The sequence below is a fragment of the Thalassoroseus sp. genome (assembly GCF_984380535.1).
The window spans coordinates 1-15359 of record NZ_CFHRBF010000037.1 but is presented as its reverse complement, the minus strand read 5'-3'; the positions used below and the strand labels follow the sequence as shown (position 1 = coordinate 15359).

Sequence of the window (15359 nt, the reverse complement as noted above, 5' to 3'; positions counted from 1 at the left end):
TGGAGAGTGGAGAGTGGAGAGTGGAGAGTGGAGAGTGGAGAGTGGAGAGTGGAGAAATTCTTCGAAGATTCTCTACACTCGACTCTCGACCCTCTACATCGACCCTACGCAGCCAGACGCGATGAACGGTCCACCAGGGCTCGCAACTCACTCGCAATCGGTCCACCGAACGCGGCTTCGAATTCTTGCAGACATTCGGCGATCTGCAGACCATCGGTGAGACGGTGATCGTAAGCTAAGGTGACGCGACAGTTTCCGTCGTCGTCTAACGGTCCGTACGAGAGATTGCCGGTCTGGAAGGACGGCGGATGGGGGATTTCCACGCCTTTCGCCGCAAGCGTTGTCAAAAAGAATGTGCCCACGCGTTTGGCTCGGGCGGCCGTCGTGAGGTTCAAATTGTACCACCACAACACGCGACGAATCGGTGTGGGAAATGCGCTTAACTGCAATTGTTTCTTGAAGATACGTTCGACGGGTTGTTGCAGGTACCGGTCGAGTCGAGATTGCAGTTCGGCAAGGGAGGCGGTTTCGGGTTCGGTCATCCGGCCCCAGAACAGCCACGGTTCGCCTTGAAATTCGCGTTGGACGGCAATCATCCCGACGCTAACCGGGTGTTGAATCAAATGCCGCCAAGGCCAACGACACCACATCTGCCGCAGCACCGATCGCTCTTTCGCCACCAACGCATACGCCTTGATGAACAACACCGGCCAAGAAATTCGCGTTGGCAACTGCGAACGTAACTCGCTGATATCACTCAGGTTAACGATCCGCTCGTGGGCACACGTCGGGACTTGTTGGTGGAAGTGCAGCACATCGCAAGTCAACCGACGACTCCGCGGCAACGCTACACGCCGAGATTTCCAATCCACCGACATCCAAAAACCCGCCCGAAAAGATTCGGAACAACCTGCACAACCGGAAAACTTCGCCGGCTGTCGTTAGGTCATCGGAATGGAGTGCTGGATGGCTTGAATAAAAAGTGATGTCCCACAGCTAGTTCGCCAGCAGTGCAAATTGCCAAAAGAACGGGAGTCGCTCAAAACACTGCTGGACAAAGCCAGCGGTGCAGGAAATTGCATCGATAATAGCGTCGTGGGTGGCATGATTGGACATTCAAACATCACTGGCCCATGCCCACCCCAAACGGTGGGCATGCCACCCAAGTATAAACCGCATCGAATGTTACGTAATATTGTCTTTAATACATGCAATTTTCTGCAGTGGCACTCGGTTATTGATATCTGCTTATGCTGAGTGGATTCTCAGCCTGCCTACTAGAAACGGTTCTGACGTCAGCTTTACTTCAATTGCAATCGCGGACCATTGTCCGTGTTCCGTGCATCGAGCGTGCGAGACGCCAAGACGCGGTTTGCGTTGCGAGCAAGAACGAGCACAACCTGTCCATCGTGCGAAAATGTGGTGTCGCCCGGTCGAGGACGAGACGGACGCAGTTTCAATCGACGATTGCGACGAACGATCCGGACCACACATCCTTCTTCTGCAGACTGAAGATAACCCTGAAGACGTTCACCAGCGGCTTGAGTGATTGTAAGCATAGAATCGACCTTCGAAATGATGGAGTCGGATTGGAAAAGCGACAGCCCTACGCAAAAAACCGCCGCAACAGAGAATCTGCGCGACGGTTGGTTGTTGATCATCGGGCGGACAAACCAAGTAGTCGATGCTCTGGGTCTGTCCGATGAGACCTAGTAGCGACGTTTTCCGCCCCCGCCGCCGTATCCACCACCACCGCCACCGCCACTCCGGCGTTCGCGGGGTCGAGCTTCGTTGACAGTCAGCGAACGACCACCCACTTCGGTTCCGTTCAATCCATCGATTGCCGCATCGCCACCATCGGCCATTTCCACGAAACCAAAGCCACGTGAACGACCGGTTTCCCGATCCATCACGACTTGAGCGGACGTCACAGTCCCGTAGGACTCAAACGTGTCGCGTAGGCTGTCCGACGTGGTGTCGAACGAGAGGTTTCCAACGTACAAATTCTTGCTCATACTAATCCCTTGCGAGCCTGCTTATTGATCTTAAAGGCAAGGCCCATCCCAAAAAACTCCAGCACCATCCCATGATGGAGTGGAAAAGTCCATAAATCTCACGGCTTAACAGGTGCGCGATCAATCAGCTTCGACAAGACGGACCAAGACCTCGAATTGGAGGCCCCCATGCCAGAGATGCAAAGAGCAGACGAGCACACTCGTGCTAAAAAGTCACTGGCTCGTCAATTGAGAGGTTGCCGGGCTTGATTCCAAGGCAGCAACACAAGAAGAGAAAAGCAAAGTGATACCGTGTGGTTGTGAAGTCGAAGAAATTTTCACTCGACTGGAAGATAAGTATATCACCACTGCTCAAAAAAGATAGATCAATTCTGAGAATTGCTAGAATAGTGGCAACCTACCTGCCTTGACACGCAAACTTCGCCACGATTTTGGCAATCGCGAACCGACTTACAATCGGATAAGTTCCCATGGTATGATTCGCCCCAAGTCGGCGGACAAGTCTTCCGTACGACACCTCTGCACTCCCAATCACGGAGCCGATTATCGCAAACAATAAACGACAGATGACGATGGCAAAACGTCAACGGGAACAAGACAAGAAGAGAAAAGCCGACGAAAAACGCAAACGGCGAGAACTCCGAAAGGAAACCACTTGCGACGTCCCGCAACGCCTGGAAACGTGACATCTCATCGAACGAACATACCAAAGCCCTCATCTCAATGAGGGCTTTCTTTTTGCGCAAAGGGTGGCCTAGGTTACTTGCAACTTGCGATCACAAGGTGATTCAAAGGTCAAATAAAGCCGACCCAGCTGATGGTTACTCCCGCAGGGTGGCCCAGGTTGCTTGCAACCTGGGATCACGAAGTGATCAAGAGGTCAAACATAGTTCCGTAGGCTGGGACAAGTCCCAGCATTTTGACTCACGTTGTCACCAAACCCAAGAAAATGTGGCTTAATGAACCCTACGTCCCTCCATTCTTACCGGGGTCGTTGCCGACTCGATGCTGGGTCTTGACCCAGCCTACTTTTCATCTCCCCAGACGCTTTTGAGTAGGTGAAATGTTTCGGGGTCGGTGGTGCGGAGTTCGCCTTGGACGAAGGGGTAGAAGTCGTTGGTGCAGAAGTAGGCTTCGGTCATCTCGGCGAAGAATTCTTTGTGATTCGTCAGGGCGTAATGACGATTTTTCTTGCCGCTGATGTGTAGGACCGATTCATAATCGCCGCGTTCGACCGCGGCGTCGTAAGTCGCTTTGATGCCGGGGTGATCGAAACTTAATACGCGGTCGTGGTAGGCATGGGCCAACTCGTGCAGCAACACAGCCGGTTGACCGGCGGGGCGTTGCAATCCGATCAAGTGTTTCACGCGTGGAATGTGCACGGCTTTGGCCATCTTGGGGTTGTGGCCGTTGTCGCGGAGCCAACCGACGCTCGGGTGATATTGGCAAGCTCCGAGGGTGTGTTCACGGTCGATCCATATCGGCACTTTCTGCAGTTCCTTCACGCGAGACTCCGGCACCAACAGCGTGACCTCGAACAACTCGGCCGCTAGAATCTTGAGAGCTTTGTCGCCGAGCGGTTTGTGTTCGCCTTCGAGCAGTGACGGATCGATATGCACCTTCCAACCTTCGATGTCACGGGTGATGTGATCGTCAACCGGTTCCGCGGCCGACACTGTGCTACAAAGAAGAAAAAGAACTCCGCCAAGACGCCCCATGAAACTGCCCTTTGTTCGTATGTGGTCGGATGAGAATCCATGAATCGACTTTTGATGATACTTGGTCTGATTCCGGTCATCCACGCGAACGCCGCCGAACCACGGTTGCCGATCCCACAGCGGTTCGGTGACAGCCACGTGCGGCATCTGAATGGGCAGGGCGACGCGATCGGTTTGTGGGAAGTCTTCGATACTCAAAAACGCCTCGCGGCTGAGATTCCGTTTTTGACGTCTGGTGACGAGTTCTTCGTGCTACCGCAATTTCCGCCGTACGCTGCTTTTGAACCTCAAGCGATTAGCGATCACGGAATCATCGTAGGACATGTGCGAAGTCCAACGGTGGTTAGGTTGCCGGTGTTTCGACCCGTGACTTATGACGTGCAGACCCGGTTTATCCGACCGCTACCGCAGTTGCCGGAAACGAGTACCGGCATCGCGTGCGATATTTCGACCGATGGCCATACGATTTCCGGGCAATGTGCAGGGACGCCTTGTGTTTGGCGAAAGATGGAGAGTCGCTGGCAAGTTCAGACGCTGGCGTTTCAGTTCAAAGATAAGGTCGGCCAAACCGATCGCGTGATGCTAAGTCCAAACGGTCGGTTGGCGGTCGCGAGTTTGACGCTGGGCCGAAATGACTTGCGGGTTGTGGTTTGGACGCACGCGGACGGGCAATGGACAAGTGAAGTCCGTTCGCGGGAGCGGTGTTCGGTATTCGAGATCAACGACGACCAGACGATCGTCGGAAGTGTGCCGATCGTGCGAAACGGTCAAGCCGTCACAGAGGCGGTGCTCATTGAACGGAACGGCACAGTTCGAAAACTTGGTTGTCTCGACGACGATCTCAGTTCAACTGCCCAAGGGATCAACAACGCGGGTGTGATCGTCGGCTGGAGTGACACACCCGGCCGGAAAGACCAAGGACCGCGGGGGTTCACTTGGCACGACGGGACGATGAAGCCGTTATCTCTCACTGCGGAAAGTCATCAAGCATTGGCGATCAACGAACGCGGAGACATTGGCGGCATGCTCGTCATAGAGGGCTTGAATCACGCCGCCGCATTCGTGTTGCCTGCGTTGTCACGGGAAGAAAACTGACAGAGATGTAGTGGAGTAGGGTCCGCTATGCGGACCGCAGGAGATGACATTGGTCCGCACAGCGGACCCTACATCTTGAATGTTGAAGCATGCCCACGCAAAGCCGTGGGCATGCCACACTTTTTCTCGAGCGAGATTCACGCGGCTTGGCTTTGTCGTTGCTTGCGGACGCGGGGTTCGCTTTTCCAGCGGCGATGGACCCAGAAGTATTGTTCGGGGGCAAGTCGGACGACACGTTCCAAGGCGGAGGTGTAGGCTTCGGTCAGTTCGCGGACGGCGTTCGGGCCGTCGAAATCGGCGGAGTCGATGACTTCCTCGGTGCCCAATTCAAACCGGACCCAACGACGATTGATGAAATCATCCGGCAACCGTCGGGCATAACCCACGAGCAACACCGCCCGGTATTGCAGGGCGAGTAACGCCACGCTTTTGAACGTTGACGCGGGTTTGCCGAAGAACGGGACGAACAGCCCTTTCCGCCCGGCGTCTTGATCCGCGAGCAATCCGAGATTGCCACGCTGTTCCATGTACTGCACCATATCCGAGCCGCCGCCCTTCTTGGAGAGCAGCTGGTGACCGGTTCGCATTCGCCACTTTCGGAACCACTCGTGCAAGTATGGGTTGTCCAGGTCGCGGGCAACTACGCCCATCGGAAAACCGAACACACCGAACGTGGAAATCGCCATTTCCCAGTTCCCGAAGTGCCCACTAAGCACCATCACCGGGCGGCCGCTGCACATCGCTTTCATCGTCTCGTTGCGATGTCGGAAGTGTAGGAACTCCGCACAGTTATGGAGTCGAAACTTGCGGGGAATCTGTACGATTTCGACCACCATGCGAAACAAGTGTTTCCACATGCCGAGAATGATGCGATCGACTTCGGCATCCGGAACGGACTCCCCGAACGCGGTGCGAATGTTCTCCGCCGCGACGTGGTACCGTGTCATTTTCTTCGGCAACACGCGACACACGAACCACGCCAACCCCTCTGCCGCCTTGACCGAGGTACGGAATGGCAACATATCGATCACGCAGACCACCGCCCGAAACGCGAAGTACTCGGCTCGATACCGCCAAAGCGATTTCGGTTTTTTAATCTTCTTCTTTTTCGGTTGTGATGCGGTTTCACTCATCGGTGGTTCATCCGTGAACACAATTCTGGGCTGGTTCAACTCGAACAGTGTCGTAGGAACCGGGAAAAGCGTCAATGCGAATCGCTGGCGAAGGGTTGAGAGTGGAGTGCAGAGAGCCAGATGTGAAGAACTGCCCCCGAAAACAGTCCGGCTCTCCGCCGTTCAAAATCGACCCCTGTCGATTCGATCTTCAATTTGTTAGACTGGGCTACTGCTTACTCGATTCGAATGGAAGATGGTGCGATTATGCAAGCCGGAAATGAAAAAGTTGTCAGTATTGATTACACCCTGACCAACGAAGAAGGCCAAGTTCTCGACACGTCCGAAGGACGGCAACCGTTGGCCTATCTGCACGGGGCAGGGAACATTATTCCGGGTTTGGAACAAGCGTTGACCGGGCAAGAAGCCGGTGCGGAACTGGCAGTGGAAGTGGCTCCGAAGGACGGCTACGGCGAACACGACCCAAGCCTGGTCCAACCAGTTCCCCGAACCAATTTCCCGGACGGAGTTGACGTTCCCGTCGGTGCTCAGTTCCAGGCGCAAACGCCGAACGGTCCTCGAATGGTGACTGTGGTCGAAGCGAATGATCAAACCGTCACGGTCGACGGCAACCACCCGCTTGCCGGTCAACCGCTGAAGTTCCAGGTGAAAATCGTCGAAGTCCGCGACGCAACCGCCGAAGAAAAACAACACGGTCACGTCCACGGCCCCGGCGGTCACGATCACTGATCAACGCGATTTGGAAGGTTCCTCAATCGGCAACAGGTTGTCGAGTTCGGGGAATCGCTGCCAAACACGTCCCGTGTTGAGATGCTGGTACGGCACGCCGTTGATCTCTAGCGAATGCAACTGGTGAACGAACGGCATCTCAACGATTTGGCGAACAAACGCATCGCGAGATAGGAGCCCGGCTGACCAGATTTGTAAGTGACGAATCTGCTCCAGTTGCGGTACCGCGAAGATCGTTCTGACGCTGGTCGGGAATGGAATGCTCCGAACTTGAAGACTTCGCAACGGTCCGACACCAAAGAGATCGACCGCATGACTCAAGGCGTCCGGGCCGATCGAAACGTGTTCGACCAGTCCACGGCCGAATCGCCAATTTCGAATCAGACCTTTTTTGCGTTTGCTGACTTGCTCGCGAAATACGGTCTGGCCGAAATAACGGTGGACCTCGGCGTGCCACTTTTGTTTGTGTTGATGGAGCAGTTCGCTTTGCCGGGTGAGAAGTGCCCGGCGACGGGCGTTTTTTTTCGGCATGTCCGCCAACTCGCACTGCACACGGATGAACTCGCCCCGCGGATCACCTTGCTCATCGAGCCAATCCGCGTAGATCAGCCGAGGAATCAAATCGTCGGGGTCGGCCAAAACCGCTTGGAAAAATTCGTTGTCGGTGTGCATGATCGAAACCACTCCCGCAAAGAATCCTCGAACACCCGAGGATAACACGTTTCTCAGCAGAGCGGACACGCCTGAATCGGAAAAGTTCGTGACGACGAAAATGGTGGAGCGGAGGGCCGAGCGCGGAGCGCTGAGAGCCGGGAAGACGACTGAAACCGTGAAACACTGGCAAAGCTAGGGACACTCCATCAGAATCGGCAAGCTTCGAAGCCGGTCGTCGGGTTCGACACTCTGCCCTTAGTTCTCTGCTAAAGAACACAATGACACACGGCCTTTTCATTACCGGTACCGACACGGGTGTGGGCAAGACGTTCGTCACCACACGGATTGCACGGGAGTTGCGTGCGGCAGGGGTTCGTGTGGGCATCTACAAACCCGCGTGTAGCGGTGCGGAGACCAACACGGATGGCGAGCCGACATGGGAAGACGTGGACGCTCACTTTCACTCCCTCGGTGGGCAATTCTCGCGGGAACGGATTTGCCCGCAGTGTTTTCACGCCCCGTTGGCACCTCCAGTGGCAGCAGCGGAGGAAGGCAAAATTGTCGACGCGGAACGGCTGCAATCCGGAGCCGACTGGTGGCGGGGCGAGGTCGATGTCTTGCTCATCGAAGGAGCCGGTGGGCTGTTGTGTCCGTTGACCGAAACCACAACCATCGCAGATTTCGCAGTCGAGTTGGGGTATCCGCTGTTGATCGTGGCTCGACTGGGGTTGGGCACGATCAATCACACGCTGCTCACCGTTGAAGTGGCACAATCGAGAGGGCTGTCGATTGCGGGGATCGTGCTGAACGACCATCCGCCCCACACCGAGGATCCAGCCACGCAAACCAATCCCGAACAGATCGCGAAACGGTCCAATGTGCCGGTTTTAGGCGTGGTTCGGTCGGGGATGCTTGAGAGCGAACTTGGTCTGGCGGTAGACTGGAGCGAACTCATCACCACTCCTTGAAGTTTGCCAGCGAAAGCGGATTATGTCTGCGGTTGAATTAGCGTGTTCGGAATGCCAAGGCCGATTGCTTGTCGAACAGTTCGGCATTGTTGTTGCATGTCCACACTGTGGTGCTCATCTTTCGATTCCCAAGGAGATGGATCCGAACGCTGTCGACCCCGCTGCGACGCCGGTTGAACCAGTGGCGAGCCCCACGGAGTCCACAACGACCGTCGCTGCAAGTTCCGACGCACTCGCCTCGACGGGTTCTTCGATCATCGTGAAATCGTCTTCGGAATTGGAGGACAGCAGTCCGGCGGAAGACGGCGATATCCCGGAATTCATGCGGCCGGTCAGTGCAGAAGCGGTCGAAGAAATCCCCGATTTCACCGCAGCACCGGCCAGTGAGAGCGTCCCGGAGGTGACGACACCCCCGGAAGTTTCAGCTGTGAAACCAGCCGAAACGCCTGCGGAGCCGGTGACGCCTGCTGAACCCGCCTCGACACCGGTTGCTGAATCAAAAACCGACGCCCCGGATTTCAGTGGTCTCGGAGATAGTGACGGCGGCAATGTTCCGGACTTCAGCGGTTTTGGTCAGGCAGACGACGATGATGCCCCGATGTTCCCTGGCATCAAAGTCGACGAACCGGCCAAACCCGCTACCACACCGGTCGCCAGCGAAGCCCCAGAACCTCCAGCGACACCGGTGGAGCCGGTTAGTCCTCCTGTGAATGCCAATGCAGAAACGTCGAATGGCCCTGATTTCAGCGGATTTGGTCAAGACGATAACGACGATGCCCCCGCGTTCCCGAGCTTCGACACGCCGACAAAAGTGGCAGAGTCCCAACCAGCGGCAGCGGTCGTGGAAGCGGCTCCGGCGAGCACTCCAGCAACCGCATCCACGGCATCTTCTGAGCCAATGCCCAAGGACGACACCGTCGCCATCCGCAAACGACGAGCGTCGACGAAATCGCTGCCGAATCTGGCGTTTCAGGTCTGGTTGAGTTACACGATTCTCATCACCTTCATCGCGGGTTTGTTGTGGTACCGAGCGAGCACTTCGAAGCCGCATCAGTTGGAAAGCCTGCCAGACGTTCGGCCCAAATTGGACGACCAAGGTGAAGTTTCCGTCCGGATCGCCCCCGAGGCCGCCACCTTGCCGAAGGGGCACACGTTGAAGTTGGGCGAGACACAACGCTTCGGGAACATTGAAGTCACACCGCTCCGGGTCACACAGGGGTCGCTGAAGTTCGTGCATCACGCGAACGGTCAAACGAAAGACGAAACCGACGGGCCGGTGTTCAAGTTGTGGCTGAAGTTCAAGAACGTCTCGGAAGACCAAGTGATCGACCCGCTGGATTCCACCTTGGTCTTCACACGTGGGCACATCGCCAGCGACCGCGAGGGTTGGCACGCGAACAATTTTTTAGCCACCCGCGAACAGAAGACCAACGACGTCACCGGTGACGTCATGCTGGTTTACGATCACATCGTCGTCGGCGACTGGGACCTGAAAGGCCAGGACCTTGGGAAGAAATTGAAGCCCGGCGAGTCACTCGAAACCTTCATCCCCAGCTCCACCGACGGCCTGGGAGAAATGAAGGGCGATTTGTTATGGCGGGTCCATTTTCGCAAAGGCTTTTCCCCCGCCGGCTACGGCGTGACCACACTCGTCGAAGTCGAATTCAACTCCGACGACATCGGCTCCGACGCATAACCTTCACGCGATCAAACAATTGATCTTTAGTGGATTGCCGGTTCAATCATATACTATGTTGACCTCTGTTGGAGGAGTGTTGGATTGATTGGCTTTGAAGCTCAGGGAGGGGTGATGTTCGATATGACTTGGAATCGGTTGGTGGCGGGTGTGTTCGGATGGCTGGTGATGTGTTCGCCGGTTTGGGCCGAGGACGCGGCGGAGTTTCCTTTGCCCGCAGTCGAGAAGTATGTGCCACAGTTGGTGCACATCATCGAAGATTTGGGTCGCGGCCAAGTGGAAAACGCGATGGACCAAGTCAGTCGGCATTTGCCGAGGCCGCTTCCGACTGAATCAAACTCGCCGTTCAAGATGAATGCTCGATCGCATTGGATCGAGCAACATGCGGTGTTTGCTCGAGTGAAATTCGACTTCGAGTCGGTCGACTTCATCGGCGCGAAGCAAATTTCCTCACAAGCCTATCGACTTGGCTTTGTGGCGAATGGTTCGAAAGGCCCGATGTTTTTCGCGTTTCATGTCTTCCGTTACGACGGGAAATGGCAGCTGAATGGGCTTAGTTTTCAAGGCGATTGGGGCCCATTGCTGAAAGATAGCCTCTCCGGTATCGATTGCTTCGAGAAACCCTACACCTATCAACTGAAAAACGCCCCCGCAACGGCTGAAAACCATGCGGAGGCGGTGTCTGTTCGTTAAGTTTGTCGCGTAGGGACTACCAACCGACGCTAATTCCGTAGCCGCTGAAGAAACCGCCGCGATAGTAGGAACCGTAATAAGCCGGGGCATAGTACCCGACCGGGTTTGGCGTGTAAGTCACCGCGTATGGGGCGTAGGAATACGCGGTGTATCCCGGTGTGACGTACGAGTACGACGAGTAATACGGTCGGTAGTACGAGCTGTAACTGTAATACGGACGGTAACTTCGGTAACTGTAGCTGTAGTATGGTCGGTAGTAGCTGCGGTAATACGAGGGTCGGTACGAATAGTAACGATATCCGGCATCGGCGGTGTCATCGACAGCGAGAAACGCCGTGCTCGCCAGTATTAAGGTCGCTAGTGCGGTTTTCATGAGGATGTCTCCGACATGTAGACGGTGAAGGGATTGTCATTCTTACAATCCCATTCTACGCACGACGGAGAACAGTTGGCAAAAATTTTCCGATTTTTCGGTTATGGGGAGATTGGGAACCCGTCGGCTACGAAGTCAGACCGTTAACGACGTTTTTCTGGTTGTTTGGCTCGAAAAGCAATGACAGTGCCGGCCAATCCAATGCCGCCGCCGATCAAAGCTCCGCCGATCAGCCAGTTTTGCCGATTCCTGACACGTTCCAAAGAGCTTCCGGCTCGTCGGTAGGCATTCTGCAAAGTCTCGTTTTGCGAGCGAGCCATAGGTTTGCTGGACGCGGTTTGACGTGGATGCGTCAATTGATAGGCATAATAGCCCGCATAGAAACCAATAATGCCACCGAGAATGGTCAGAGCAAGAACGATGGCGATTCGCATGATCAGATACCTCTAACGGGCTATGACGACAGTCAAACCTAAGGATTGGCTTCGGGAGCGGATTTGCGAGGTGTTTCGGCCCGGTAAATCCAAGTGGGTTCGCCACAGGCTCGGAACTCGCGTTCCCGTTCGTCGAACTGATCCCCGTACCGGGTAAAGTGTTGTCGCAATGTGCGACGCCACACCGGTGGTTTGGGCTGCCCGGCGAATTGATCCGGTGTTTGCGTGTAGAACCAGACTTTCTCTTCCGCTCCCGGGGCAGGTGCGCCTAAGTCGGAGAGCAATCCTGACACGTTCCCGGCGAGCGTCCACTCGCGATTTTGGTCGAACAGTCGTTTTCCAGAGACTTCCCAACCGCAGTATTCCGAAGCCGTTTTCAAGTCGCCCGCGCCGTCCCAGACGGAGTTCCCCGCTTTGAGTTCGCCATTCTTCGCGAGTTCTTGAAGTTTATCGAACGGAACCGGTCCTTTGACATAGCGATACCCATTCGAGAAACCTTCCATGTAGACGGTAAAGTAGTCGGTTTCTTTCGGGACTCCTCGCCACATGGCGACGCCGTAAATCGCGTTTTCGCCGGCGTCTTCGCCAACTGCGACGGGTTCAGGCACCGGTTGGATGACATCAACGGTGTTTTTGTAAACTCGTTTTTCACGCTGATTGATGAACGACTCCGCTTCCGGCACCAGGACATCAGGGAAAACTTCCGAAACCTTGCGGTTATCGGTGGTGTCGTCAGTTTGGAGAGTGAACTCGGGCACAAATAGCGGCGGGCGTGGTTCGGGGTCGTCGTCGTTCAATGGTACCACATCGCCGAGTCCTTCGCGTTGCGGAAGGGTACGATTGATCGCCCGATAGACCAAATACCAGATGCGTTCGGTTTTGGTTTCTCCCGATTTGGGGTCTTTGATCGGCACATCAAGAAACCGCATGGGTTTGAATTCGACGTCCATCACCCATAACCGAGGTTGCCCGGCAATTTCTTCACCCGCCGCACGAGCCGCCGCTTTGAGTGCATAGCGATCACGCGACTGAGCGTGGGCGTGGCTCGTCATCACAGAGAGCACGGCCAAGATTAGCAGCAGTCGAATCGTCCAGCCGAAGCGAAACATAGGGAAACCTTACGATTTGCTAGGGATTAGGAATTGCGGGCCTAAGGTTCTGGGCAGATTCCATGACAAATCGAAATCTCTACCCAACCCCGAAATCCTGACCCCTAGTTCCTAATTAGTTCATCCACTCAGTATATGACCGCAATTTTTGCAGGGTCAAGCAGTTCTCGCTGCCTCGCGGATGCGACTCGAAAAATCCCGTGGGAAAGTTGAGTTTGTTGCGATTGGGAAAACCCGACGGACACGTTCGCCAGCAACTCGTTACAATTCGGCCAGTCGTCTCATCCGTTTTGACCGAAACAAGTCGCCAGGAAAACCGATGCTCGTCGATTCGATTTGGATGTCTTTTCGCCAGCAAATGCCCATCACGCAGCAGTGGGCGTATTTCGATCATGCCGCGGTCGCGCCGTTGCCGGAACCGTCTCGGCAAGTCATTCATGAATATGCGGATTCCTACGCCACGCTTGGAACCACAAACTGGCCATACTGGCGGAAGAAGATCGAAGCCGCCCGCAATCACGCCGCGATTCTGATCAACGCAGCCCCCGAGAACGTCGCCACTATACACAGCACGACCGAGGGCATCGGGTTGGTCGCGGAAGGCTTCGATTGGCGAGACGGTGATAACGTCGTGGTGCCAGACAGCGAGTTTCCCAGCAACTTGTTTCCGTGGTTGAATCTTAAATCCCGGGGCGTGGAAACTCGACAAGTTTCTTGTCCGGAAGGTCGGATCGATTTGGATCAACTTCTTTCAGCCTGTGACGAGCGAACACGACTGATCTCGCTAAGTTGGGTCGGTTATACCACGGGATGGCGTACAGATTTGGCGGCTGTTTGCGAAGCGGCTCACGCTCGGGGAATTCGTGTGTTCGTCGATGCGATTCAAGGCATGGGAGTATTGCCATTGGATGTACAAGCCGTGCCAATCGACTTTCTCGCCGCTGACGGGCACAAATGGATGCTCGGCCCGGAAGGGGCCGGTGTGTTCTACGTGCGTCCCGATCGGTTAGAGGAACTTCACCCGCTTGGCGTCGGCTGGAACAGTATTCGGGACGCGGGAAATTTTTCGAACCCCGAGTTCAATATGAAACCGAATGCGGGTCGGTACGAAGGCGGCACCTATAACATGGTCGGCACCGCTGCATTGGCGACCTCATTAGAGTTGCTCACGAACGCTGGGATTCACGCCGTCAGCGAACGTTTGCACTCTGTGACGGAGCAACTCTGCGAACAGCTACAAAGAATCGGAGCCCACATCGCCAGCACTCGCGACGACGATCACTGGTCCGGAATTGTGGCGTTCGATATGCCCAAAAAAAGTCCGCTAACGATCAAAAAACAGTGTGAGGAGCAGGGCATTGCGTTGAATTATCGTGGTGGCCGTCTCCGCGTTAGTCCACATGTCTACACCAATACGGACGACATCGAGCGACTGACTGAAGCAATTTCGTTGTGATTGCGGGGTGACTCCGAGAGAACTCGGTGAGCTTCTGTAAAAATGCTTGGCGCGAGAAAATCGCGGGTTTAGGATGCCGATAAGTTCAACCACTCGGGGGAACTTATCGATTCGACATTTCTCCATGACCAATCCGCATCCAAGCTGCTCAGAAAGCGTAGGCATCCGATGGAACTCGCGTCCGACCGGTATTACAACAACACAGGCCGCGTGCCATTTGGGGGCGTGATACTGATTCAGCTCTTCGCGGTAATCGCCGGTGCGATCGGCGGACTGATTTACGGGGCACTCACCTTTTACAACCCCTTTATTTACATCAACTTTCTGGCGACTTTCGGCTTTGGATTGTTGATGGGGGTCGCCGTACAAATGGGTGCGACGGTCGGCAAAGTCCGCAGCCGTTTCTTCACCGCGTTACTTGGCTTCGCCGCCGGTGTACTCGGAATGTACTTCGCTTGGGTGTTCTATCTGTGGTGCTTGTTCGACCGCGAGTTCTTCCTGTGGAACCCCACCGAACTCTACAACGCTCTGGTCTTCTTTTCCCAAATGGGTATCTGGGAGATGAAGGGCTGGACACCGACCGGTTGGACCCTGATCGGTTTTTGGCTGGTCGAGGCGGCTATCGTGATTGGAACTTCGACCGTAGTAGCTCTCTCGAACGATGCCCCGTTCTGCGATGACTGCAACGAATGGACCGACTCCGCGATTTCCCCGGCTCGCCTCCCGCATACGGATATCGAACAGCTCCGCAGCGACCTGGAAGACGAGAACTACGCGATCCTCGAGGAACTGCAAAACCAGCCCGCTCCCAATACCGATTACTTGCAGGCCTCGGTTCACTCGTGTCCGAACTGCGAGGACAGCAACTATCTCACGGTTTCGCACATCACGATTACGACCGACAGCGACGGTGATCTGCAAACGAACTCGAAGGACTTGATCAAGCATCTGCGGATTCCCTTCCCATTGGCAGAGCACTTGAAAACCGTCACGCCGCTAGATCAAGTCCTGACTGCCGATGTCGACGAAACCAATGCAGACGCTAGCGAAGACGTGGTCGATTACGATCCGTTGGACGCAAACTCACATGACGAAAACCGGTAAGGAACCAGGCTTTTCGAAAATTTGAAGTTTTCTTGAAGCGGCCAGTTGACATCTTCGCGGATGCGGCTATTATTCCTCTCCCGCGAGCAACAAAGCCAAACACAAACGGCTCTGAAACACGCGGAACTGATCTTTGACAACTTGGTTGATAGATTGTGTGTGAGCAAGATTTGAGTGGAAAA

General features: G+C 55.1%; 16 protein-coding genes. 7 read left to right on the top strand and 9 right to left on the bottom strand.

The features are described from left to right. Positions 1 to 104 precede the first annotated feature (104 nt). From AC5DDB_RS29570 to AC5DDB_RS29555, 4 genes are all read right to left on the bottom strand, one after another. On the bottom strand, positions 105 to 878 hold the full coding sequence (locus AC5DDB_RS29570; protein WP_491743374.1) for a hypothetical protein: 774 nt from the start codon (positions 876 to 878) through the stop codon (positions 105 to 107). Between the two features lie 423 nt (positions 879 to 1301). Then, entirely contained in the window at positions 1302 to 1559 is a 258-nt protein-coding gene (locus AC5DDB_RS29565) for a hypothetical protein (protein ID WP_491743373.1), read from the bottom strand. A 150-nt stretch (positions 1560 to 1709) separates the two neighbouring features. After that, positions 1710 to 2015, bottom strand: a complete 306-nt coding sequence (gene rbp / locus AC5DDB_RS29560) for an RNA-binding regulator (protein ID WP_491743372.1) — start codon at positions 2013 to 2015, stop codon at positions 1710 to 1712. Between the two features lie 1025 nt (positions 2016 to 3040). Beyond that, the gene (locus tag AC5DDB_RS29555; protein WP_491743371.1) at positions 3041 to 3691 is read right to left on the bottom strand and encodes a M90 metallopeptidase family protein; all 651 of its coding nucleotides are present in this window, start codon (positions 3689 to 3691) and stop codon (positions 3041 to 3043) included. Positions 3692 to 3772: 81 nt separating this feature from the next. Here AC5DDB_RS29555 and AC5DDB_RS29550 point away from each other — a divergent pair, with 81 nt between their 5' ends. Further along, the gene (locus AC5DDB_RS29550) at positions 3773 to 4828 is read left to right on the top strand and encodes a hypothetical protein (protein WP_491743370.1); all 1056 of its coding nucleotides are present in this window, start codon (positions 3773 to 3775) and stop codon (positions 4826 to 4828) included. A 137-nt stretch (positions 4829 to 4965) separates the two neighbouring features. On the opposite strand, the gene AC5DDB_RS29545 is transcribed toward AC5DDB_RS29550, so the two are convergent. Then, complete coding sequence (locus AC5DDB_RS29545) at positions 4966 to 5961, bottom strand: lysophospholipid acyltransferase family protein (protein WP_491743369.1); 996 nt, start codon at positions 5959 to 5961, stop codon at positions 4966 to 4968. Between the two features lie 246 nt (positions 5962 to 6207). On the opposite strand from AC5DDB_RS29545, the gene AC5DDB_RS29540 reads away from it, so the two are divergent. Beyond that, complete coding sequence (locus AC5DDB_RS29540; protein ID WP_491743368.1) at positions 6208 to 6690, top strand: FKBP-type peptidyl-prolyl cis-trans isomerase; 483 nt, start codon at positions 6208 to 6210, stop codon at positions 6688 to 6690. On the opposite strand, the gene AC5DDB_RS29535 is transcribed toward AC5DDB_RS29540, so the two are convergent. Next, positions 6691 to 7362, bottom strand: a complete 672-nt coding sequence (locus AC5DDB_RS29535) for a TIGR02996 domain-containing protein (RefSeq protein ID WP_491743367.1) — start codon at positions 7360 to 7362, stop codon at positions 6691 to 6693. Between the two features lie 260 nt (positions 7363 to 7622). Between AC5DDB_RS29535 and bioD the strand changes: the two genes are divergently transcribed. From bioD to AC5DDB_RS29520, 3 genes are all read left to right on the top strand, one after another. After that, on the top strand, positions 7623 to 8312 hold the full coding sequence (bioD, locus tag AC5DDB_RS29530) for a dethiobiotin synthase (protein WP_491743366.1): 690 nt from the start codon (positions 7623 to 7625) through the stop codon (positions 8310 to 8312). Positions 8313 to 8334: 22 nt separating this feature from the next. After that, a complete protein-coding gene (locus AC5DDB_RS29525) occupies positions 8335 to 10008 on the top strand; it encodes a hypothetical protein (protein WP_491743365.1) in 1674 nt (557 codons plus the stop codon). 114 nt (positions 10009 to 10122) lie between these two features. After that, positions 10123 to 10701 carry a hypothetical protein gene (locus AC5DDB_RS29520; protein WP_491743364.1) on the top strand — a complete coding sequence of 193 codons (579 nt, stop codon included), beginning with the start codon at positions 10123 to 10125 and terminating at the stop codon, positions 10699 to 10701. A 16-nt stretch (positions 10702 to 10717) separates the two neighbouring features. On the opposite strand, the gene AC5DDB_RS29515 is transcribed toward AC5DDB_RS29520, so the two are convergent. The 3 genes from AC5DDB_RS29515 to AC5DDB_RS29505 form a co-directional block, all read right to left on the bottom strand. Then, positions 10718 to 11074: a hypothetical protein gene (locus tag AC5DDB_RS29515; RefSeq protein ID WP_491743363.1), complete on the bottom strand. Its 357-nt coding sequence runs from the start codon at positions 11072 to 11074 to the stop codon at positions 10718 to 10720. 143 nt (positions 11075 to 11217) lie between these two features. Next, positions 11218 to 11508 (bottom strand): hypothetical protein, encoded by a 291-nt coding sequence (locus AC5DDB_RS29510; RefSeq protein ID WP_491743362.1) that lies wholly within the window; start codon positions 11506 to 11508, stop codon positions 11218 to 11220. 38 nt (positions 11509 to 11546) lie between these two features. Beyond that, on the bottom strand, positions 11547 to 12617 hold the full coding sequence (locus tag AC5DDB_RS29505; protein WP_491743361.1) for a hypothetical protein: 1071 nt from the start codon (positions 12615 to 12617) through the stop codon (positions 11547 to 11549). Between the two features lie 319 nt (positions 12618 to 12936). Between AC5DDB_RS29505 and AC5DDB_RS29500 the strand changes: the two genes are divergently transcribed. Both AC5DDB_RS29500 and AC5DDB_RS29495 read left to right on the top strand, forming a co-directional pair. After that, the gene (locus AC5DDB_RS29500) at positions 12937 to 14073 is read left to right on the top strand and encodes an aminotransferase class V-fold PLP-dependent enzyme (RefSeq protein ID WP_491743360.1); all 1137 of its coding nucleotides are present in this window, start codon (positions 12937 to 12939) and stop codon (positions 14071 to 14073) included. Between the two features lie 168 nt (positions 14074 to 14241). Next, positions 14242 to 15177, top strand: coding sequence for a hypothetical protein (locus tag AC5DDB_RS29495; RefSeq protein ID WP_491743359.1), 936 nt, complete (start codon positions 14242 to 14244; stop codon positions 15175 to 15177). Positions 15178 to 15359: the final 182 nt, after the last annotated feature.